The organism is Streptomyces sp. NPDC026500 (genome assembly GCF_055567635.1).
The window spans coordinates 71,283-91,851 of sequence record NZ_JBVHQB010000024.1; the positions used below are offsets into that span (position 1 = coordinate 71,283).

The window sequence follows — 20,569 nt, forward strand, 5'->3', positions numbered from 1 at the left end:
AGGGGGCCCGTCCGGCGAACTCCGCCGCGGCCGCACACGCACCGCCGCACAGTCCACGCGCATCACGGCACGGCTCCATTCGCACCGCCGCACCACTTCCGATCGGCAAAACGACAGAAGGAGCACTCGTCAACCATGCCTCGCAACTGGAAGACCTTCGGCGCACTGACAATCGCAGTTTGCTGCGCCACGATCGGCCTCACCACGGGAACCGCTGAGGCGCAGACGCAAGTAAAGACCAGCAACGTCACGGCGGTCGGTTCGTACAACGACTTCGGCAGGACCGGCAACTACCAGTTCGTCGCGAACAATTGGGACAGCCGCTACCAGCGCTATCAGCAGTCGCTCGTCTGGGTATCCGGGCAGGACGGCGGCAAGGACATGGCCCACTGCCTCCGGGGCAACGGCGGAGCAAACTGGTACGAGTCCTCGATCGTCGCGCGCAACGGAACGAACTCCTCGCACTACGACTGCACCAACAACGGCACCTACAACCAGGGTTTCGACCAGGTGGGCGTCGACCTGAGCAACTGGTGACAGGAGCCTGAGCCGGCAACAGGAGCCCTGGTGCGCCCCGTTCGGAGCGCACCAGGGCACACCAGTCGAAGGAGGAGGCCCGGACGATGCTGGGCAGACACAAGACCCTTGCGGTCGCGCTGGCCGTGATCATCGCCGCGATGGTCGCGGCGGGGTTCGCGTATACCCCGTCGGACGACGGCCGGACGGCCCGGGCGACGGCCAATACCCGCCGTTTCGTGCTGATCCTGGCTGGTGTTTCCGGCCAGTCGGAGTCGGAGAAATTCGACCTTGACGTTGCCTCTCGCACGGAGGCCCTGACATCCACATGCATGAAGTCGCACGGCTTCCAGTACCTGCCCAAGGACGCGCACAGCGTGGTCGATGTCGAGGACGCATCAGACTTTTCGAGCCTCGACTACGCGCGCAAGCACGGGTTCGGAATATCGGTGTTTCCCCACTTCGCCCCTGAGGCCACGGCAGCCAAGAACTACCAGAAGACCCTTTCCGCTGCTTCCCTCAAGGCTTACGATGCGACCCTTCCCGGATGCGTCGACAGCTCACAGCGTACGACCGAAAAGGAATATGGAATCCCGAAGGCGAACTCCGAGTGGGCTCGGGTGGACGGTGAGGTGCAACACGACAGACGTTACCGATCGGCACTTGAGACGTGGAGATCCTGTGCGGCGGCGGCCGGCCATCCGGCGCAATCCCGTCTCGGGCTCATCACGGACCTGCGCAAGGAATACACGTCCGTGATGGCCGACATTCAGAGTGGGGACCAAGTGCTGCCCCAGGACCGATTGGCAGCGCTGGCCGCTCAGAATCCTACGTGGCGGAAGTTCCATCACTCGGAACTCGATGCCGCCGTGGCAACATTTCCCTGCTCGCAAGCCGCCGATCGGAGATATGTGTCCATATTCCTCCAGTACCTGAACCGGAACGGTTGAAGGCGGCGCGCTGGGGGGAGCCGCCGGCGGCACGGCCCGAGGGGCGGACGGCGCCCGTCCCTCAACCTCGACCTGTACCTGTGACCTGTCCTGGTTCTGGTGGGCTCTCGTGGCTGAATCTGGCTCAGCCGGTCGCCCATCCCGGCCATCTGGTGAGCGCCGCAGCCCCCTTCGAGCCAGCTTGAGATCCACGAGGCCCTTAAAGCGCGGCCCCGCTCCCGGCGGCCGTCATGCCAGCTCCAGGACGAGCTTGCCGACGTTCTCGCCACGGAAGAGCATCTGCAGCGTCTCGGGGAAGTCGTCCACACTCCCTCTCACGACGTGTTCCTTGACCTTGATGCGGCCGTCGGCGATCCAGGCGGAGATGTCCTGCGCGGCCTGCGGATAGCGCTTGGCATAGTCGAAGACGACGAATCCCTCCATCCGGGCGCGGCGCACCAGCAGTGTCAGGTAGTTCGAGGGGCCCTTGACCGGGGTGGCGTTGTTGTACTGGCTGATCGCACCGCAGACCACGACGCGCGCGTGCATCGCCAGCCGGGTCAGGGCAGCGTCGAGGATGTCGCCGCCCACGTTGTCGAAGTAGACGTCGATGCCATCGGGGGCGTGCCGGCGCAGCGCCTTCCTGACGTCGTCGGCGCGGTAGTCGATCGCCGCGTCGAATCCCAGTTCGTCGGTGAGCACGGCGCACTTCTCCGGCCCACCGGCGATGCCCACCACCCGGCAGCCCTTGGCCTTCGCGATCTGACCCGCGATGGTACCGACCGCGCCGGCCGCCCCCGACACCACGACGGTCTCGCCGTCCTTCAACGCCCCGACGTCCAGCAGGCCGAAGTAGGCGGTCATACCGGGCATACCCAGTGCGCCCAGATACGTCGAGGGCGGGGCGAGGGTGGTGTCGATCTTCAGGGCGCCCTTGCCGTCGGAGACCACGTACTCCTGGACGCCGAACATTCCGACCGCGTGATCACCCGGCTGGAAGTCGGGGTGGTTGGAGGCGGTGACCTCGATGACCGATCCGGCGCGCATCACCTCACCGATGCCCACCGGCGGCAGGTAGGACGGACGGTCGTCCAGCCAGCCCCGCATCGCCGGGTCCAGGGAGATGACGCGTGTGCGACCCGCGAACCGGCCCGGGCCCGGTTCCTCGACGGGCCCTGCACAGTGCTCCCAGTCATCGGGTTGCACCTCGCCCACAGGGCGGGCTGACAGACGGATCTGGCGGTTGGTCGCGGACATCGCGCCTCCTGTCGTTGCGGCTCCCCTTGACCATACCGACCAGTAGGTACGCCGTTGGCCGTGACATGCGCCACAAGCCGCCCCACCCGGCGGGCACCTACGGTTCGCGGGCCGTCGACCGACAGCGCCAGCCGGATGTCACGTCGAGCCCAAAACGTGACGCCCCGCAGACTGTTCGGCATACCAACCAGTCGGTATCGTGCGCCGCCACGCCTCCCCCCAGCCCTCCACGGAACCGAGCCGAGCCGGAAGGCCACGCGATGACATATCCCCATGACCAGCGGTACCCGCAGCAGGAATGGCCGCAGCCGCGGACCGAGCCGTACGGCCGTGCCCCTCGGTACGAGTCGTACGGGCGGGATCCGGGGCAGGAGCCCGCCCCGTCCGGATACGACGACGCCCCGTACGACTGGTACGGGCAAGCCGCCCGGCAGGAACCGTACGCGCACGAGACGCATCGGCACAGCGCCGATCTGGCAGCCCTTCGCTCGGCCTACCGCGTGCTCCGCCGGGTCTCCTCGATCACAGCACTCGGCTCCTTCGTGGTGTACGTGCTGCTGTCCTGCTACGCACCGGAGCTGATGGGGGCCAGGATCACCGGAGAGCTGAGTCTGGGAATAGCCCTGGGGATCCTTCAGCTCGTCGTCACCTTCGCGGCGGTCTTCTCGTACGAGCGCAGCGCACAACGCTCGGTGGACCCGTTGGCCCGCGTCGTCAGGGAGCGGGCGGCCGACCGGCCCGCGGGGGTGGCGAGATGACGGACTTCGACTCCGGGTCGCAGGCCACCGTCCTCGTCCTCTTCACCGCCCTGGTCACCGTCACGCTGCTGATGTGCGTGATGACGGGACCTGACCGCGACGACCTGACGAACTTCTACACCGGCTACCTTTCGCTCACCCCGTTCAAGAACGGCCTGGCCATCGCGGGCGACTACATCTCCGCGGCCACGGTGCTGAGTACCAGCGGCATCATCGCGCTCGCCGGATACGACGGCTATGTCCTCACGGTCAGCACCGCCTTGTCTCTGGTGCTGCTGATGTTCCTGCTGGCCGAACCTCTGCGCAACGCCGGCAGGTTCACCATGGGCGACGTCCTGGCCCGCACCATGCCCGGGCGGGCCGTGCGCATCGCTTCCTGCGTCGTGACGCTTTCGGCGACCCTGCCCTTTCTGGTTGTCCAGCTCTCCGGGGCCGGGTCGCTGCTCACCTTCATCCTGAACATCCCGCACGGGGCGGGCGCCAGGACGGCGTGCATCGTCATCGTCGGAAGCCTGATGATCATTTACGCGGCGCTCGGCGGAATGCGGGGAACCGCGCTCCTTCAGATGATCAAGATCGTCATCCTGCTCGGCACCAGCCTCGTCGTCGCCGCCCTGGTCCTGAACCGCTTCGGCTGGAACCCCGGAGACCTGCTCAGGGCCGCCCAGCACGGCAGCGGCACGGGTCCAGCCTTCCTTCGACAGGGCCTTCAGCTGGGCACCTCGGCCGGCGACCGGCTGGACTTCGTCGGTCTCCAGATCACCGTGGTCCTCGGCGTGGCCTGCCTGCCCCACATCACCATGCGTCTGTTCTCCGCGCAGGACGTGCCGGCCGTGCGTCGCTCCATGTCGTGGGCCGTCGGCACGGTCACCACCTTCTGCCTGCTCGTGATCATCTTGGGTACGGGCGCGGCAGCCCTGGTGGGATCGCGGTCCATCATTGCGGCCGACCCGCACGGCAGGACGTCGGTGCTCATGCTGTCGCAGGTGCTCGGCGGGGCTCCCGCCTCCGCGGGTGCGACGATTCTCTACTCGGCCGTGGCGGGAATGGTGTTCATCACCCTGCTGTCCTCGGTCGCGGGGATGACCCTGGCCGCGGCCTCGTCGCTCGCCCACGACCTGTTCTCCCATGCGGCGCGGCGGGGACAGGCGGAGCCGCGTACGGAGATGACGGTGGCGGCGTGGACGAGCGTGGCCGTGGGAACCGTGGCCATCGGGCTCGCCACCCTGGTCCAGAACTGGGACGTCGGCGTGCTGACCACTCTGGCCGTCTGCATCGGGGCCTCCGCGGTGGCTCCCGCGCTGACCTACTCCCTGTTCTGGAGAGGATTCACGCGCACCGGCCTGCTCGCCACCCTCTATGGCGGCACGGCCTGCGCGCTGGTGCTGATGGTCTTCTCCAAGGCCGTCTCGGGCACGCCGTCGGCCGTCTTCCCGACCGCCGACTTCCATTGGTTCCCCATGCAGTCGACGGGACTGGTCTCCATCCCGTTCGGTTACCTGGCGGGCTGGCTGGGCAGCCGTCTGGACCACCGGCGCCGCGCCGCTGACAGCCGGGAGAGCCGGCTGCTGTACGAGGAGAGCGAGGAACGTCTGCTCGCCGCAGCCGAATGACCGACGTGGCGGGGGCGGACCGAGCAGGCGGCCTCGCTGTCGCCACCGCGGTCCACCCGGGGCCCTGCACGGAGCCCCATGCCAGCCGTAGGCCTCCACGCGCGCCGATGTGTCAGTCGACAGCAATGGCCTGGGACGGTCAGGGGAGCGTGCCGGCCAGTGGTTGCTCGGTCCACACCGTTTTGCCTTCGCGGGTGTAGCGAGTACCCCAGCGTTCGGCCATCTGGGCCACCAGGAACAGGCCGCGCCCGCCCTCGTCGGTGGTACGGGCGCGGCGCAGGTGTGGTGCGGTGTGGCTGGTGTCGCTGACCTCGCACACCAGGAACCGTTCACGGATCAGCCGCAGGGTCGCAGGACCACTGGCGTACCGGTAGGCGTTGGTGACCAGTTCGCTGGCGATCAACTCGGTGCTGAACGCCAAGTGCTCCAGGCCCCATTCGGTCAGCTTGGCCGAGGTCAACGCCCGGGCCCGGGCGGCGCCGGCAGGCTCCAGCGTCAGCTGCCAGGAGGCGACATCCTCCGGTGGCAGCATGCGGGTGCGAGCGATCAGCAACACGATGTCGTCGCTGGGGTGTGCGGGCACGAGCGAGTCGACCACGGCCTGGCATGTCCGTTCCAGCTCGTCCGCAGGGCGGGTGAGCGCTGCGCACAGCTTGCTCAGGCCGATGTCCGCGTCGATGTTGCGTTCGCCGATGATTCCGTTGGTGTACAGGCACAGCAGACTTCCCGCGGCCAGATCGATCTCCCGGGCCTCGAACGGCAGGCCTCCCAGGCCGAGAGGTGGGCCTGCGGGCAGATCGAGCAGCTCCACGTGTCCATCCGGACCGGTCACCACCGGAGGCGGGTGGCGCGCGCGGGCCACGGAGCACCGCCGGGAGACAGGGTCGTACACGGCGTACAGGCAGGTGGCGCCGACGACCTGCTCGCCCACGGGCCGTTCGCCGAACGCTTCCTGTTCGGCCGCCAGCAAGGTGACCAGGTCGTCCAGGCGCGAAAGAACCTCGTCCGGTTCCAGGTCGAGGCTGGCGAGCGTGTGTACGGCGGTGCGCAGCCGGCCCATCGTGGCAGCGGCGTGGATGCCGCGTCCCACCACGTCGCCGACGACGAGCGCGACCCGAGCCCCGGACAGCGGAATGACGTCGAACCAGTCGCCGCCCAGGCCCGGGGCCGCGCTGGCCGGCAGGTACCGCAGGGCCACCTCGACGGCCGACTGGTCCGGGACCGTCCGGGGCAGAAGGCTGCTCTGCAGGGTGAGGGCGGTCTGTTGCTGCTGGGTGAAGCGCCGGGCGTTGTCGATGGCGACGGCGGCGCGCGAGCCGAGTTCCTGGGCGAGGGTGAGGTCGTCCGCCTCGAAGGGATCGGGGCGGCTCGACCGCCACAGGGTCAGCACACCCAGCACCAGGCCACGTGCGGCGAGAGGTACCACGATCAGCGAGTGGGCGCCCGGGTCCGGGGCCTGGGCGTCCTGGCGGCTTTCGGTCGAGACGGAGTCGGACGACAGAACCGGTTCCAGGACGGGCCGCCCCTCGGCCAGGCATCTCGACTGCGGGGTGTCGGGTGCGAACTCCACCGGCAAGCCCTGGCCGTGGGGCGGGCCGGATTGCTGGGTTCCGATGCCGCAGACCCCCACTCGAACCACGGGTCCCGCCAGTGCCCGAGCCGGTTCCTCACCGCATGTGACCGACTCGAGCAGGTCCACCGACGCGTGGTCGGCGAGGTGCGGCACCATCACCTCGGCGAGTTCCCGGGCGGTCTCCGCCACGTCGAGGGTGGTTCCGATACGGCTGCCGGCCTGGTCGAGGAGCGCGAGCCGACGCTGGGCCCGATGGCGCTCGGTGATGTCCTCGATCATCTCGGCCACGCCCAGGACGCGGCCGGAGCGATCTTCCATCCGGAAGGCCGAGACCAAAGCGACCCGCTCTCGTGCCGGATCCGATTCGAGGCGGGCGAACTGCTCGGAGTAGATCAGCGGTCTGCCGGTCTCCATCACCTGACGCACACGGTCCACGGCCTTGCGCGCGTCGTCGGGAAGGAGCATGTAGCCGGTCGGCAGACCTCGAAAATCTGCTGCCGGGACGCCGGAGAAGCGCTCGACGGCCCGGTTGACCCGGAGAACTTTCAGGTCGGGACCGTGGACGACCAGGCCGATCGGACACTGGCGGTACAACCCGTCGAGAATCGCGCGGTCCCTTTGCCAGTCCAGGACGTCGGCCGCGGGTGCCCCGGCGACAAGCCACTCCCGGACCCGGTCGGCGCGGGAGAACGCCTGGGCCCTGAGCCCCATTTCCACAAACCGTCCGTCGCGGTGCCGCACCTTGAGCACCCCGAACCAGCCGCCGGTTCTCCGGCAACTCGCGGCGGCCTCCCTGACGGCCGGCAGATCGCGCGGATCGACGAGGACCTCGAAGGCCTGACGACCGGTCACGGCTGCGCCCGGATGGCCGAGCAGCTCTTCGGCCCGCCGGCTCCATCCCACCACGGCACCCCGGTCGTCGAGCACCGACAGGGCGGCGAGGCGCGGGGCAAACGGATCGTCGTGGCTTGCGCTGAGCTCTGTCATCCGCATCTCCACCGCCGGCTGACCCGCAGACACACCTAAGCCTAGTGAACCCCGTGGGGCCGCGCGCGCAGCCGCGGCCGGCGCGCGGGATCACGGCAGGCCCGTCGGTCCGCTGTCGGCGGCCTGCGGCACCGCGCCTGGTGTGGCTCCTCGCGTCCGCCGGACAGCGACTACCTCCGCCACAGCCGGCGGCCGGGTCCGGCGCCGCCGTGCCTGGCGGACGTCGGATCGCAGGCACGCACGGCTCCGGCTCCGGGTGACGGGGCGAGGGCGGTCCCCAGGCGTCGGGGCATCGACGCGGACCGCCCCCGCTCGCTCACTTCGCCGTCGGGCCGAACTCCTTGCGGGTGTCGACCGGCTCGCCGAACAGGTGCCACCGCTCGCCCTTGAACCGCATCAGCTGCATCGTCTCCAGCGGGAAGGCGTCACCGTGGCCGGTGGACATGGTGACCCCGGGCAGCAGCATGCCCACCTTCACGTCCTTCAGGCTGTGCACCGCGTCCCGCAGTCCTTCCCTGGTCGGGCACTTCATCGCGTCCAGGGCCTGGTGCAGGCTGGAGGCGACGGCCCAGCCGTAGGCGTTGAACTGGTTGGCCGGGTCGGCGTCGGGTGCGTACTTGTGCAGCGCGTCCTTGTACGCCTTCATCTCCGGGTCGGCGGCCCATTGCGGGTCGGCGGGGTCCTTGAAGTAGGTGGCCGAGACCACACCTTGGACGTTCTTGAACCCGACCGGCTTGAGCACGGCGGCGGACGAGGCCACGTTGTTCACGATGTGCAGCGGGTTCCACTTGGTGTTCTTGGCGTCGGCGGCGAGGGCCTGGCTGCCGAACTTGGGGGTGGTGACATCCAGCAGCACGTCCGACTTGGAGCGTGCGAGGCTCGCCATCTGTGCCGACACGGAGGGGTCGGTGACCTCGTAGCTCTCCTCGGCGACCACCTTGACACCGCTGCCGGCGACGGCCTTCTTGAACCCGCCGAGCAGGTCCTTGCCGAAGTCGTCGTTCTGGTAGAGGACCGCGACCTTGGCCTTGGGCCTCGCGTCCTTGAGGTACTTGGCGTACACGCGTGCCTCAGCCACGTAGTTGGGCTGCCAGCCGATGGTCCACGGGTGCTGGTCGCCCGTGCCCCAGGCGGAGGCACCCGTGGCGACGAAGGGCTGCGGCACCTTCTGCTTGTTGAGGTAGTCCCAGACGGCTGCCGTGGACGGGGTGCCCAGGGTCTGGAACACCGCGAAGACCTTTTCCTGCTCGACGAGTCTGCGGGCCTCCTCGACCGCCTTGGGAGGCTGGTAGCCGTCGTCGCGGACGACGAACTCGACCTTGCGGCCGTCTATGCCGCCCTTGTCGTTGACGTGACTGAAGTAGGCGGCCACGCCCTTGCTGATCGTGCCGTACGCGGAGGCAGGTCCCGACAGCGGGTAGATCCCACCCAGCTTGATGGTCTTGTCGGTGATGCCGGTGGTCTGCTGGCCCTTGCACGCGCCACCGGCGGTGGTGTCCTGGGCGTCCTGACCTCGCTGGCTGCTGCAGGCGGTAGCGGTGAGCAGGGCGGCGGTCGCGGCCGCGGCCGCCCGCAGAGCGGTCGTCTTGCGCATGTGGTTCATTCCTTTTCCGTGCGGGGCGGTGCGCCCACGGGTTCGGCGTCGACAACTGCGGGGTCCGCAGGAGTGTGGGTCTCGGAGGGTCCGGACGGGGCCGGGGACTCCGGCTCCGCATCGGGCGCGGATTCGGCCTCTGGCGTCCGGTCGAGGGCGGCGGGGGTGCGCGGCGGGCGACGGGCGACTGCGCCCAGGACACGGGTCGGCAGACCGGCCAGTCCCGTCGGGGCCACGAACATCACCGTGATGATGAGCAGTCCGAACACGACTCCCGGCGCCGCCTCGCTGACGTCCTGGGACACGCTCGGCACGTACATCACGAACGCCGCCCCCAACAGGGGTCCGTACAGCGAGCCGAGACCCCCGACCACCAGGCCGGCCAGCAGTGTGATGGACAGAACGAAGCCGAAGGAGTCGGGCGAGACGAAGCCGATCACCCAGGTGTACAGACACCCGGCGACACCCGCGAACATCGCGCTCCACGCGAAGGCGAGGGTCTTGTGCAGCGACAGCCGCACGCCCATGACCTCGGCGGCGCTCTCGTTGTCCCGCACGGCCAGCAGTGCCCGGCCGACCCGGGACCGCAGCAGGTTGCGGGCGAGCAGCAGGGCCACCGCGGTGACGGCTAGGACGACGAAGTACATCCACTGGTCCTCGGCCAGCCCGCTCCACGCCGGCGGCTGCAGCTTGTTCACGGTCAGCCCCATGGAGCCGCCCGTCACCGGTTCGAGCCGCTTGAGCAGGGGCGGCAGAAACACCGCGAACGAGAGGGTGACCAGGGCCAGGTACAGCCCGCGCAGTCGCAGCGCGGGCACGCCGAACCCGAGGCCCAGCAGGAAGCATCCGGCGGCCGCGGCCGGCAGCGTCGCCAGGTGGCCGGTGTCGTACCGGTCGAGCATGACCGCCGCCGTGTAGGCGCCCGCCGCGAAGAACGCGCCGTGCCCGAGCGAGATCTGCCCGCCGAAACCGACCAGCAGGTTCAGGCCGGACAGCGCCACGGCGTACACGAGCACCATGGTCAGCTGGAAGACCTGGAAGGGGGCGAAGTAGAACGGTGCGCCGACTGCGACCGCCGCCGCGACGAGGACGGTGAGCGTGGGCCGCAGCCACCGGACCCGGTCGGTGCCGAGTGACGCTGTGATGGTGCTCATGCGCGCTCCACCGCCGCCCGCCCGAAGAGGCCCTGTGGCCGCACCAGCAGCACCGCCAGAATGATCACCAAGGGGACGCCCACCTTCAGATCGGCGCCGATCACGTCCACGTACGCCCCGGTCAGGGTCTCGGCGACACCCACGAACAGGCCGCCGACGACCGCGCCGACCGGGCTGTCGAAGCCTCCGAGGGTGGCCGCGGCGAACGCGTAGATCAGCACCCCGCCCATCATGTTGGGCTCCAGGAACAGCACCGGGGCGACGAGCACGCCCGACACCGCGCCGACCGTCGCGGCCAGGCCCCAGCCGAGCATCAGCACCCAACCCACCCGGATGCCCGACAGCCGGGCGGAGGCCGGATTGCAGGCGACCGCCCGCATCACCAGGCCGATGGAGGTGTGCTGGAACAGCAGGTACAGCAGGCCCATCACGACGGCCACCACACCGATGATCCCGAGCGTCGACCAGTCCATACGCACACCGGACAGGTCGAGTCCGCCGTCGGGGAAGGGCTGCGGGAAGTCCTTCACGGTGAACGACCAGATCAGGCCGGCCAGCGCGTTGACGAAGATGAACAGGCCGACCGTGACGATGACCACCGTCAGCTCGGGCGCGCCCTGTACGGGGCGGATGACGATCCGCTCGAGCAGCATGCCGCCGGCGAAGGACACCGCGAGGGTCGCCGGCAGTGCCAGCCAGTACGGCATCCCGGACGCCACCAGCTGCCAGGCGACGTACGTCGAGAGCATGGCCAGCTCGCCCTGCGCGAAGTTGACGATCCCCGTGAACCGGTGGATCAGTACCAGGGCCAGCGCCAGGCTGGCGTACACGGCGCCGGAGCCCAGTCCTTCCACCACTTGCTGGAGCAGATCGGTCACGGCGCTCACCCGGCCTTCCGGGAGAGGACGGAGACCCCGAGGTACACCTCGGCGACCTGCCCGTCCTCGCGAATCTGTGCGGCCGGTCCGGACAGCACCAGTCGGCCGGCCTCCAGTACGTGGGCCCAGTGCGCGATATCCAGCGCGAGCTGGGCGTTCTGCTCGACGACGACCACGGTGGTGCGTTCCTCCTCGTTGACGGCACGGACGATCTCGAACAGCTCGCGGGTGACCAGCGGCGCGAGCCCCAGGGACGGCTCGTCCAGGAGCAGCAGCGAGGGCCGCAGCATCAGCGCCCTGCCGACGGCGAGCATCTGCTGCTCGCCGCCGCTGAGGCTGCCGGCAGCCTGCCGCGACCGCTGACGCAGCTTGGGGAAGTACTCGTAGATCCGTTCCAGGTCGGCCACCACGGCCGCACGCTCGGCGCGGCCCCGCCGCGGGCCGGTGCGCAGGTGGGCGCCGATGCGCAGGTTCTCCTCGACGGTCAGGTCGTTGAAGGTGCCCCGGCCCTCGGGCACATGCGCCACGCCGAGCCTGGCGGCCTGCTCGGGCGAGCGGCCCAGCAGTTCCGTGCCGTTCAGGGTGACCGAGCCGCGGCCGCGGACCATGCCGCACAGCGCCCGCAGCGTCGTGGTCTTGCCCGCGCCGTTGGGTCCGAGGATCGCGCACACCTCACCGCGGGCGACGGAGAAGTCGAGGCCCTGCAGCACGCGGGCCTGGCCGTATCCGGCGTGCAGGTCGGAGACCTTCAGGAAGTCCCGCTCCGCACCGGCCGCGGCCTCGGTGCTGCCGGTGGTGGGCTCGCTCACGCGGCCACCCCCAGGTACGCCTCGACGACCGCCGGGTCGCGCTGGATCTCCTCCGGCGTGCCCTCGGCGATCTTGCGGCCGAAGTCGAGGCAGATCACCTTGTCGCACAGGCCCATCACGAAGGCCATGTGGTGTTCGACCACAACGAGCGTGAGGTCGAACTCCTGCCGCACCGAGCGGACCAGATCCGCGAATTGGTCCACCTCGCCGTGGCTGAGCCCGTTGACGGGTTCGTCGAGCAACAGCAGCCGGGGCCGGACCGCGAGCGCCCGGGCGAGTTCGACGCGTTTGAGCGTGCCGAACGGCAGTCCGGAGGCGGGATGGTCGGCGACGTCCGCCAGCCCGAGCCGCCGTAGCAAGTCGTCCGCCTGGTCACGTAGTGCCCTCTCCTCCCGCCGGACGCGAGGCAGCCGGAGCGCCGCGGCGAGGTGTCCGGTGCGCCCCCGGCTGTGGGCGCCGACCATGACGTTCTCCTGGACCGTGAGCTGCGGGAACAGGCCCAGGTTCTGGAAGGTGCGGGCGATGCCGCGCCCGGCCACTGCGTGCGGGGGGAGGGCGAGCAGGTCCTCGTCCTCGAACCGCACCTCTCCCCCGTCGGGAGCACAGCGCCTGGTGAGGCAGTTGAACAAGGTGGTCTTGCCGGCTCCGTTCGGCCCGATGAGCCCTACGGCGGTGCCCGGCTCGACGGTGAAAGCGACACCGTCCAATGCCGTGATCCCGCCGAAGCGCACGGTGATGTCTTCGACCGCGAGCATGAGTGACGCCCTTTCCGACGTGCTGGGGGGTGGGCGAGCGTCACAGTAGGTGGGGGCGTCGCGGGCGCACATTGGGTGTGAGCACCCAACTTCTCGGTGGCCGAACTGTGCGCCGCGCACAGGTGCCGGGAGATGTCTCATGTGGAACCTGTTGACGAAGCACGAGGAGGGCAGCGACGATCGGCCCCATGCCGCGCGGTCCCGCACTGGGCAATCCCCGACTCTCCGAACCGCTCCGCCGGGAGCGGCGGCGGATCCTGCACGCCGTCCACGACCGGGTCGAGGAGGTGGCGGAGACCGCCGTCGAGGTGATGCGCACGGAGATCCCGTCGTACGCACTGCAGGACGAACGGTTCTTCGGCGACGTGCGGGACCAGGTGCTCGAGCACTACCGGATGCAGCTCGCGGCGCTGGCCGGCGATCGCGACATGGCCCCCGAGGACCTGGTCTTCAGCCGCGCGGCAGCGATGCGCCGAGCACGTGCCGGGTTCGCCCTGGAGGACTGGATCAGTGCCTTCCGGGTCGGCCGGCAGGTGCTGTGGGACGCGCTGCTGGACTGCGCGGGCACGTCCGCCGAGGCCCAGCAGGCCGCGCTGTCCCTCGTCACCCCGCTGATGCGGTACGTCGACTACGCCAGCACCCATGCCGCGCAGGCTTACGTCGAGTACCAGCAGCACGTGGTGGCGGACGCGGACCGGGAGCGCCGCGATCTCCTGGACCAGCTCCTGGCCGGGGTTGCACCGACGCGTGGTCCGCTGATGGCCGCGGCTCAGGCGTACGGCGTCGGACCGCGCTCACCGATGATGGCGGTCGTGGCGGTGTGCGTCGGCGACACCCGCACCGGCGACCCGACCTCGGCCGAGAACGGGTATGCCGCCAGCGCGTCGATCAGCGTCGCCGGGCCCTGGGCCGGCAGAACGCTGGTCGTCGTGCGCCACGGCGAGGTGGTGGCCGTGCCCGTGGTCCGGGCCGGCATGGCCGCAGAGGACATATGCGCCCACTTCGAGACCGTGCAGCGGCGGCTCGCGGGGGCCGGAACCATGCTCTCCATGGGGATCAGTACGGTCGCCCAGGGCGCAGGTGAACTGCCCCGTGCCTACCAGGAGGCGCGGGCCGCCCTCGACCTGGTGCCGAGCGGGGGCGGGGTGGCAGCACTGCCACGGCTGTCCCCGTTCGACTACCTGGCGCTGCGCGCCGACGACCTCGCGCGCCAGCTGGTCGATCCCCGGGTGCGGTCGATGCTGGAGGAGGACCGCAGACGCGGCGACACGCTGGCCGCCACCATACGGACCTTCGCGGAGGCGGACCTCAACCTGCGGCTGGCCGCCGAGCGCTTGCGGGTGCACCACAACACGGCGCACTACCGGTTGCGCCGGATCGAGGAACGCACCGGCCGCAATCCGCGCCGGATCGCCGACCTCCTGGAACTACTGGTCGCCCTCGCCATCCGCGACGGGGCCGAGGAAGGCGGGGAAGGCGAATGAGCGGCATGGTGGAGTCCGACGGGACCGAAGCGGCACGTCAGCTGCCGGGCAGGCAGGGGGACATGGGTCAGCCCGAGGAATACGCCGGGCAGGACGGAAGCCTCCGGCGCACGCTGCTCGACGCCGCGCTGGAGGTGTTCGCCGAGCGCGGTTACACCGACGCCGGTCTCACCGAGATCGCGGCGCGCTGCGGCATCCCGGTGGGAAGCCTCTTTCAGCACTACGGCGGAAAGCGAGGGCTGTATCTCGCCCTGTGGGAGGAGTTCCGGGAGGAGCAGGAGCGTCGAACCGCGGCCACACTGACCGCCGAGCGCAACCGCGGTGTGGAGGACCCCGCCGCCCTCTTCATGGCGGGAGCCAGGGCCTACCTGGAGGGTGCCTGGGACAACCGGAGGCTCGGCAGACTCCTCGTGGAGGACGACGGCCCCGCGGGCTTCGACGCGCTGCGCCGACAGTGGGACCGCGCATGGGTACGGCGCAACGCCCGGCTCCTGGAGATCGACGAGCGGCGACGCGCCGGCCGGGTCAGGGTGAGCGTGCTGACCACCGTCATCGGAGGAACGGCGCGCGAGCTGGGTGACTGCGGGGACGAAACGGAAGCCCGCGAGATCGTGGACGAGGTGTGCGGCATCCTGATCCATCTCTCGGCGCCGCCCGGCTGAAACGCCCGGCACCGGGCTGGGGCGACAGGACCGGCCCCGGCCCGACGACGACTCACCCCCGGGCACCCCACGCCGAGCGCCACCATCGACCTCGCCCGCCGCCTCCACGCAGATGACCTCCTCACGGAGCTGCCTCGGGGCAACAGCGGCCACGCGGGTGTAGGCCTCGGCGTCGATCGCGACGCGGTCCGGGCCAGGACCTGTCCGGCCGATCAAGTTGCCGGGAAGGGACGGCGCCTGTCCAGCGCTGCGTCCGCGGCGTGATCGGCCGGCCAGGTCCTAGACACCGGTGTCGGCTCCCTGCCTGAACGGGAGCGCGTCACCAAGGAGTTGGCCGCCGTCGATCACCATCGTCTCGCCGGTGATCCAACTCGCGGCGTCCGAGACGAGAAAGGCGACCGCCGAGGCGATGTCGGCCGGCTCCCCTATGCGCCCGAGTGCCGTCGCGGCGGACAGTGCCTGCTCATGGTCCTTCCACAGAGCCTCGGCCAGCTTCGTGCGCACCACACCCGGCGCCACCGCGTTGACGCGAACCTTGGGCGAGAGTTCCAGGGCCAGTTGCTTCGTGAGGTGGATCAGTGCGGCCTTCGACGCGTTGTACAACCCGATGTTCGCCTCGAGGGTCATGCCGCCGACCGAGGCGGTGTTGACGACGGCGCCGCCGTGCTCGCCCATCCAGGCCCGCACGGCCAGCCCCGTCCACAGGACAGGAGCCCACACGTTCACGTCGAAGGTCTTGGCGAACCGGACGTGGTCCTGGTCGATGACGGGTCCGAAGGCCGGGTTGGTCCCCGCGTTGTTGACGAGGATGTCGAGGCTTCCGAAGCGCTCGAGCGTCAGATCGACACAGTGCCGGGCCGCTACTTCGTCGACCGCGTGCACACCGACGCCGATCGCCGTGCCCCCGACCTGGGCCGCGGCGGCGTCCGCCGCCTCCTGGGACCGGGAGGTGAGGACGACGTTTCCGCCGGCGGCGGCGATGGCCTGGGCGATCGCCAACCCGATACCGCGGGAGGCGCCTGTGACGACGGCGGTGCGACCGCTGAGGTCCAGCCCAGCCATTTCAGATCACCCCTGCCTTGTGGCCGCCGGGGATGTCCGTGCCGCTCGCCGCCGTGGTGGCCCCGTCGCGGTACCGCCGCAGTTCCTGCCTGGCGATGGCCCGCTTGTGGACCTCGTCGGGACCGTCCGCCAGCCGCAGTGTCCGCAGCTGCGCGTACATCATCGCCAACGGGAAGTCCTCGGTCACTCCGGCTGCTCCATGCACCTGGATCGCGCGGTCGATGATCTTCAAAGCGATGTTCGGGGCGGCCACCTTGATGGCCGCGATCTCGGTGCGCGCTTCCTTGTTCCCGACCGTGTCCATCAGATACGCGGCCTTGAGCGTGAGCAGCCGGATCATCTCGATGTCGATGCGCGCTTCCGCGATCCAGTCCTGGATGTTGGACCGTTCGGCGACCGGACTACCGAATGTCACCCGTGACTGCGCGCGCCGGCACATCAGCTCCAGCGCCCGCTCGGCCGCGCCGATGGCCCGCATGCAGTGGTGGATACGACCGGGCCCGAGCCGGGCCTGGCTGATCGCGAAACCCTCGCCCTCGCCCTTGAGGAGGTCCTGGGCCGGCACCCGTACGTCGGCGAAGTCGATTTCGGCGTGCCCCTCACGGTCCTGGTAGCCGAACACCGGCAGGCCGCGCATCACCGTGATCCCGGGGGCGTCGATGGGGACGACCATCATCGACTGCTGCCTGTGCGGAGCAGCGCCGGGGTCCGTCTTCCCCATGACGATGAGCACCTTGCAGTTGCGGTGCAGGGCATTGGAGGCGAACCACTTACGGCCGTTGAGCACGTACTCGTCGCCGTCGCGCTCCATCCGCAACTCGATGTTGGTGGCGTCGGAGCTGGCGACACGCGGCTCGGTCATCGCGAAGGCCGAGGCCATAGTGCCGTCGAGCAGGGGCTTGAGATACTTCTCCTTGTGCTCGTCGCTGCCGAACAGCGTGAGCACCTCCATGTTCCCGGTGTCGGGAGCGTTGCAGTTGCACGCTTCGGGGGCGATGTGACTGCGCCCCATGATCTCCGCCAGCGGCGCGTACTCGAGGTTCGTCAGCCCGGGGCCCCACTCCGGGTGCGGGTGAAACAGGTTCCAGAGTCCGCGCCTTCGCGCCTCCGCCTTGAGTTCCTCGATGATCGGCGGCTGGAAGTGCGGGTCACCCGACGCGCGCATCTGCACGTGGTACACCGCTTCAGCGGGGTAGACGTGTGCATCCATGAACTCGAGCAGATCCGCCTGGTATTTCTTGGCGCGATCCCGTATCTCGAACAGGGACATCTGAGCTCCTGACGGGTTGGCGTGCGAAGCCGGGGCACGGCCGAGAGCCGGCGTGACCATGCTCTTGTCGAACTTTATAATTGAATCTGGCGTCAAGTTCAACAGCGTGGCTCACGGCGACGCGCGAAGAAGACCGCCCTCCTCCCGCGGAGGGGACGACAAAGGGAGCCGAGAAATGAGAAGCACCCGGCAGTACCGGGTGCTGTGGGCCAGGCCGTCCAGGCTGCCGGGGTCAGCGGTGGCCGGGGAACCGCAGGGCGTTCGCCCAGAGACGGGTGACTGTGGACACGAGCTCCTCGAAGTCCACCGGTGCACCCCCTTCTTGCCGTTCGCCGACCACGAAGGCGTTGTAGGCCAAGACGCTGACCATGCCCGACAGGGCACGGGAGGCCATCATCGGATCGACCCCACGGTCCGCGACATCCCGCGCCTGCAGGTCGGCGATGCCGCGGGCGTTGCGGCGGATGAACGCGTCAGCGCGCCGGCTCCGGAACTCGCGGAACTCCGGCTCCACTTGTGCGACCTGCTCAAGAAGGGCCATCAGCTTCGCATTCCGCTTGTATGCCTCGAGATACGCGCGGTTGCTCGCCTCGAGTACCGCATAGGGATCGTCGGTACCCTGCACCCGGCCCATGCCGGGGTGCATCATGTCCTCCTGCGCCTCCAGGAGGACGGCGGCGAGCACCTCCTCCTTGTTGGCGAAGTAGGTGTAAAAGGATCCCGCCGCACATTGAGCTTCTTTGGTGATGTCGGTCAGGCGAGTGTCGAGGTAGCCGTCCCGTTCGAACACCTTACGCGCGGCCTTCACCAATGCGGCCCGTGTCCGCGCTCCGCGCTTCGTCGTAGGCGGCTCGCGAAGGTTCGAGAGGGGTGCCACGGGAGGTGCGTACTCGCCGTCGATCTCCTCGGGCGCAGTGGTGTCCATTCCGGAAACGGTACTTGAATCCGACGCCATAGTCACAAACGTGGGACTGATCCCTGGCGCCGCGCAGCGCAATGGTGTCGACAGTGACGGCCCATGGCGGCGCACAGGATCGAAATCGCTGATCATGGGCGGCGCCCTGCCGAGGACGCGAGCAGGTGGCCGTGCGGGTCTCACCCTCGCCGAATCAGCGATCAGGCGGTGATCCCGAAGCGTTCGGCGAGTTGGCGGCGAGTGTCGGCGGCACTGGTGTGCAGTACACCCCCGATTCCGATCCGTGCCGCTCCGTCGAGGTTCTGCTGCAGATCGTCGACCATGACTGCCTCTTCGGGGTCGATGCCCAGGCGTTCACATGCGATCGCGTAGATCCGCCGGGAGGGCTTGCGGATCCCGACCTCCGCGGAGATCACGACCGCATCGGCAACGGCGGAGAGGTCGACACCGTCGTAGGTTCCGGTACCGAACGAATTGGACACGAGCGCAACGGGACAGCCGACGGCTCGAAGATCACCGAGCAGCGCGAGCATGTCCTGGTCGATCGACATGCCCGCCTGCATCCGGGCCGTGAGTCCCTCGGCCGGTACGTCTGCGCCGTGGACGCGGAGGCGTTCGGCGAATCCCCGCTCGAAGCCCCCTGCGTCGATACGGCCGCACTCGTGATCGGCCAGGAGGGTGCGTGATCGCTGGTCCCGGCCGAGGAGGTCGAGCGGCAGGCGCGGGTCGCCGCCCAGCGAGGCGCCGAAGTCGGTGAAAGCCTGCAGCACACTGGAGGTGATGACCCCTCCGAAGTCCACCAGGACCGCGGTTCGGGGTCTTGCCGCCGACTTCGACACGGTAACCACGTCTCTCTCACGGTCGGCCTGCTGCCGCGCATTGCGGCGGCGGCCACGTTCTCCAGCAGGGATGGGCACCTCAGACGACCTCGAACAGTCCGGCTGCACCCATTCCGCCGCCGACACACATCGAGATGACCACATACCGAACACCCCGGCGCTTCCCCTCCACGAGGGCATGCCCCACCAGCCGGGCACCGGTCATTCCGTACGGATGACCGATCGAGATGGCGCCGCCATCGACGTTGAACCGCTCCGGATCGATGTGCAGTTCGTCCCGGCAGTACAACGCCTGGGAGGCGAACGCCTCGTTGAGTTCCCACAGACCGATGTCGTCGATGGTGAGGTTGTGCTGCTTCAGCAGTTTCGGAATGGCGAACACCGGGCCGATGCCCATCTCGTCCGGCCCGCATCCGGCAACGGTCATACCCCGGTAGACACCGAGCGGTTCCAGTCCGCGGCGTTCGGCCTCCCTCGACTCCATCAGCACCGACGCCGAAGCCCCGTCCGACAACTGCGAGGAGTTGCCCGCCGTCACGCTGGAACGCGCGCTCACCCGACCGTCGGGCAGCACCGGGGCCAACCCGGCCAGGCCTTCGAGTGTCGTCGACGCGCGGTTGCCCTCGTCCCGGGCCAGGGTGAACTCCTCGTCCCGCACCTCCCCGGACTGCTTGTCGAGAACCTTCTTGGTGCTGGTGAGCGCGACGATCTCCCGGTCGAACCGGCCGGCCTCCTGCGCCGCCGCGGTGCGCTGCTGTGACACCAGCGCGAACTCGTCCTGACGTTCCCGGCTCACGCCGTAGCGTTCGGCGACGATCTCCGCCGTCTGCAACATCGGCATGTAGATGCTCGGCTTGTGCTCGACCAGCCAGGGATCCGTCATGCGGTGGGTGTTCATGTGGTCGTTCTGCACCAGGGAGATCGACTCGACACCGCCGCCGACAGCGACCTGCATGCCGTCCGTGACAATCTGCTTGGCGGCCGTCGCCACGGCCATCAGCCCCGACGAACACTGCCGGTCGATCGTCATCCCCGACACGACGTCCGGAAGTCCGGCACGGAGAGCAGCCTGACGGGCGACATTGAAACCAGAGGCCCCCTGCTGCACGGCGCAGCCGAAGATCACATCCTCGACCTCACCTCCCTCGAGCCCGGCCCGTTGCACCGCGTGCGAAAGGGCATGAGCGGCAAGCTCCTGCGCCTGGGTGTCGTTGAACGCGCCGCGGTAAGCCTTTCCGATCGGCGTCCGTGCCGTCGAAACGATGACTGCTTCCCTCATGTCGCCTCACTGCTTCCTGTTGGTCCGGTTCGTCCGGGAGCTTCGGGGCCGGGATTTCGAGCGCCGCCAGCGGGGCTCGATTGCCGGCGGGGGGCGCCGAACGCCAACTGTCGTGCGGAGATGGCTCATTGACCGTCTCCTCGAGCGGCCTTTGACGTGAGTCATGGCCGCAGCAGCGACAGGGAGTCGGCCTTCCGATTGTTATAGTTGAATTCGGCGTCATGTTCAACAGCA

At 69.1% G+C, this 20,569-nt stretch carries 18 protein-coding genes; 6 read left to right on the forward strand and 12 right to left on the reverse strand.

The window, feature by feature from the left end:
- The first annotated feature begins 135 nt into the window (after window positions 1–135).
- Together ACZ4N5_RS34040 and ACZ4N5_RS34045 are read left to right on the forward strand one after the other, a co-directional pair.
- Entirely contained in the window at window positions 136–537 is a 402-nt protein-coding gene (locus ACZ4N5_RS34040; protein WP_467760886.1) for a hypothetical protein, read from the forward strand.
- A gap of 86 nt (window positions 538–623) precedes the next feature.
- Window positions 624–1,466 (forward strand): hypothetical protein, encoded by an 843-nt coding sequence (locus ACZ4N5_RS34045; protein ID WP_467760887.1) that lies wholly within the window; start codon window positions 624–626, stop codon window positions 1,464–1,466.
- Window positions 1,467–1,694: 228 nt separating this feature from the next.
- Here ACZ4N5_RS34045 and ACZ4N5_RS34050 read toward each other — a convergent pair whose 3' ends face one another.
- On the reverse strand, window positions 1,695–2,702 hold the full coding sequence (locus tag ACZ4N5_RS34050) for an NADP-dependent oxidoreductase (RefSeq protein WP_467760888.1): 1,008 nt from the start codon (window positions 2,700–2,702) through the stop codon (window positions 1,695–1,697).
- Window positions 2,703–2,962: 260 nt separating this feature from the next.
- On the opposite strand from ACZ4N5_RS34050, the gene ACZ4N5_RS34055 reads away from it, so the two are divergent.
- Both ACZ4N5_RS34055 and ACZ4N5_RS34060 read left to right on the forward strand, forming a co-directional pair.
- Window positions 2,963–3,460 carry a DUF485 domain-containing protein gene (locus ACZ4N5_RS34055; protein WP_467760889.1) on the forward strand — a complete coding sequence of 166 codons (498 nt, stop codon included), beginning with the start codon at window positions 2,963–2,965 and terminating at the stop codon, window positions 3,458–3,460.
- Window positions 3,457–5,073, forward strand: a complete 1,617-nt coding sequence (locus ACZ4N5_RS34060) for a sodium/solute symporter (protein WP_467760890.1) — start codon at window positions 3,457–3,459, stop codon at window positions 5,071–5,073. Before ACZ4N5_RS34055 ends, ACZ4N5_RS34060 begins: the two co-directional genes overlap by 4 nt.
- Before the next feature lie 139 nt (window positions 5,074–5,212).
- Here the strand turns inward: ACZ4N5_RS34060 and ACZ4N5_RS34065 are convergent, their stop codons facing one another.
- The 6 genes from ACZ4N5_RS34065 to ACZ4N5_RS34090 form a co-directional block, all read right to left on the reverse strand.
- Complete coding sequence (locus ACZ4N5_RS34065; protein WP_467760891.1) at window positions 5,213–7,633, reverse strand: SpoIIE family protein phosphatase; 2,421 nt, start codon at window positions 7,631–7,633, stop codon at window positions 5,213–5,215.
- A 316-nt stretch (window positions 7,634–7,949) separates the two neighbouring features.
- Complete coding sequence (locus tag ACZ4N5_RS34070) at window positions 7,950–9,227, reverse strand: ABC transporter substrate-binding protein (protein WP_467760892.1); 1,278 nt, start codon at window positions 9,225–9,227, stop codon at window positions 7,950–7,952.
- Between the two features lie 5 nt (window positions 9,228–9,232).
- Entirely contained in the window at window positions 9,233–10,381 is a 1,149-nt protein-coding gene (locus ACZ4N5_RS34075) for a branched-chain amino acid ABC transporter permease (RefSeq protein ID WP_467760893.1), read from the reverse strand.
- On the reverse strand, window positions 10,378–11,268 hold the full coding sequence (locus ACZ4N5_RS34080) for a branched-chain amino acid ABC transporter permease (protein ID WP_356750111.1): 891 nt from the start codon (window positions 11,266–11,268) through the stop codon (window positions 10,378–10,380). The genes ACZ4N5_RS34075 and ACZ4N5_RS34080 overlap by 4 nt, the downstream gene beginning before the upstream one ends.
- Window positions 11,265–12,068 carry an ABC transporter ATP-binding protein gene (locus ACZ4N5_RS34085; protein WP_467760894.1) on the reverse strand — a complete coding sequence of 268 codons (804 nt, stop codon included), beginning with the start codon at window positions 12,066–12,068 and terminating at the stop codon, window positions 11,265–11,267. Before ACZ4N5_RS34085 ends, ACZ4N5_RS34080 begins: the two co-directional genes overlap by 4 nt.
- Complete coding sequence (locus tag ACZ4N5_RS34090; protein ID WP_467760895.1) at window positions 12,065–12,823, reverse strand: ABC transporter ATP-binding protein; 759 nt, start codon at window positions 12,821–12,823, stop codon at window positions 12,065–12,067. Before ACZ4N5_RS34090 ends, ACZ4N5_RS34085 begins: the two co-directional genes overlap by 4 nt.
- Before the next feature lie 188 nt (window positions 12,824–13,011).
- On the opposite strand from ACZ4N5_RS34090, the gene ACZ4N5_RS34095 reads away from it, so the two are divergent.
- Both ACZ4N5_RS34095 and ACZ4N5_RS34100 read left to right on the forward strand, forming a co-directional pair.
- Window positions 13,012–14,307: a PucR family transcriptional regulator gene (locus ACZ4N5_RS34095; protein WP_467760896.1), complete on the forward strand. Its 1,296-nt coding sequence runs from the start codon at window positions 13,012–13,014 to the stop codon at window positions 14,305–14,307.
- On the forward strand, window positions 14,304–14,969 hold the full coding sequence (locus ACZ4N5_RS34100) for a TetR/AcrR family transcriptional regulator (protein WP_467760897.1): 666 nt from the start codon (window positions 14,304–14,306) through the stop codon (window positions 14,967–14,969). The genes ACZ4N5_RS34095 and ACZ4N5_RS34100 overlap by 4 nt, the downstream gene beginning before the upstream one ends.
- A gap of 279 nt (window positions 14,970–15,248) precedes the next feature.
- Here ACZ4N5_RS34100 and ACZ4N5_RS34105 read toward each other — a convergent pair whose 3' ends face one another.
- From ACZ4N5_RS34105 to ACZ4N5_RS34125, 5 genes are all read right to left on the reverse strand, one after another.
- Window positions 15,249–16,031, reverse strand: coding sequence for an SDR family oxidoreductase (locus ACZ4N5_RS34105; protein WP_467760898.1), 783 nt, complete (start codon window positions 16,029–16,031; stop codon window positions 15,249–15,251).
- Between the two features lies 1 nt (window position 16,032).
- Complete coding sequence (locus tag ACZ4N5_RS34110; RefSeq protein WP_467760899.1) at window positions 16,033–17,301, reverse strand: acyl-CoA dehydrogenase family protein; 1,269 nt, start codon at window positions 17,299–17,301, stop codon at window positions 16,033–16,035.
- Between the two features lie 232 nt (window positions 17,302–17,533).
- The gene (locus ACZ4N5_RS34115; RefSeq protein ID WP_467760900.1) at window positions 17,534–18,226 is read right to left on the reverse strand and encodes a TetR/AcrR family transcriptional regulator; all 693 of its coding nucleotides are present in this window, start codon (window positions 18,224–18,226) and stop codon (window positions 17,534–17,536) included.
- 191 nt (window positions 18,227–18,417) lie between these two features.
- A complete protein-coding gene (locus ACZ4N5_RS34120) occupies window positions 18,418–19,017 on the reverse strand; it encodes an HAD family hydrolase (protein ID WP_467760901.1) in 600 nt (199 codons plus the stop codon).
- 118 nt (window positions 19,018–19,135) lie between these two features.
- Entirely contained in the window at window positions 19,136–20,335 is a 1,200-nt protein-coding gene (locus ACZ4N5_RS34125; protein WP_467760902.1) for an acetyl-CoA C-acyltransferase, read from the reverse strand.
- Between the last annotated feature and the right edge of the window lie 234 nt (window positions 20,336–20,569).

Coding starts and splice junctions, on each gene's coding strand:
- ACZ4N5_RS34060 (WP_467760890.1), top strand. CDS start 3,457: ATGACGGACTTCGACTCCGGGTCGCAGGCCACCGTCCTCGTCCTCTTC.
- ACZ4N5_RS34045 (WP_467760887.1), top strand. CDS start 624: ATGCTGGGCAGACACAAGACCCTTGCGGTCGCGCTGGCCGTGATCATC.
- ACZ4N5_RS34115 (WP_467760900.1), bottom strand. CDS start 18,226: ATGGACACCACTGCGCCCGAGGAGATCGACGGCGAGTACGCACCTCCC.
- ACZ4N5_RS34075 (WP_467760893.1), bottom strand. CDS start 10,381: ATGAGCACCATCACAGCGTCACTCGGCACCGACCGGGTCCGGTGGCTG.
- ACZ4N5_RS34100 (WP_467760897.1), top strand. CDS start 14,304: ATGAGCGGCATGGTGGAGTCCGACGGGACCGAAGCGGCACGTCAGCTG.
- ACZ4N5_RS34055 (WP_467760889.1), top strand. CDS start 2,963: ATGACATATCCCCATGACCAGCGGTACCCGCAGCAGGAATGGCCGCAG.
- ACZ4N5_RS34125 (WP_467760902.1), bottom strand. CDS start 20,335: ATGAGGGAAGCAGTCATCGTTTCGACGGCACGGACGCCGATCGGAAAG.
- ACZ4N5_RS34050 (WP_467760888.1), bottom strand. CDS start 2,702: ATGTCCGCGACCAACCGCCAGATCCGTCTGTCAGCCCGCCCTGTGGGC.
- ACZ4N5_RS34105 (WP_467760898.1), bottom strand. CDS start 16,031: ATGGCTGGGCTGGACCTCAGCGGTCGCACCGCCGTCGTCACAGGCGCC.
- ACZ4N5_RS34110 (WP_467760899.1), bottom strand. CDS start 17,301: ATGTCCCTGTTCGAGATACGGGATCGCGCCAAGAAATACCAGGCGGAT.
- ACZ4N5_RS34065 (WP_467760891.1), bottom strand. CDS start 7,633: ATGACAGAGCTCAGCGCAAGCCACGACGATCCGTTTGCCCCGCGCCTC.
- ACZ4N5_RS34095 (WP_467760896.1), top strand. CDS start 13,012: ATGCCGCGCGGTCCCGCACTGGGCAATCCCCGACTCTCCGAACCGCTC.
- ACZ4N5_RS34040 (WP_467760886.1), top strand. CDS start 136: ATGCCTCGCAACTGGAAGACCTTCGGCGCACTGACAATCGCAGTTTGC.
- ACZ4N5_RS34090 (WP_467760895.1), bottom strand. CDS start 12,823: ATGCTCGCGGTCGAAGACATCACCGTGCGCTTCGGCGGGATCACGGCA.
- ACZ4N5_RS34070 (WP_467760892.1), bottom strand. CDS start 9,227: ATGCGCAAGACGACCGCTCTGCGGGCGGCCGCGGCCGCGACCGCCGCC.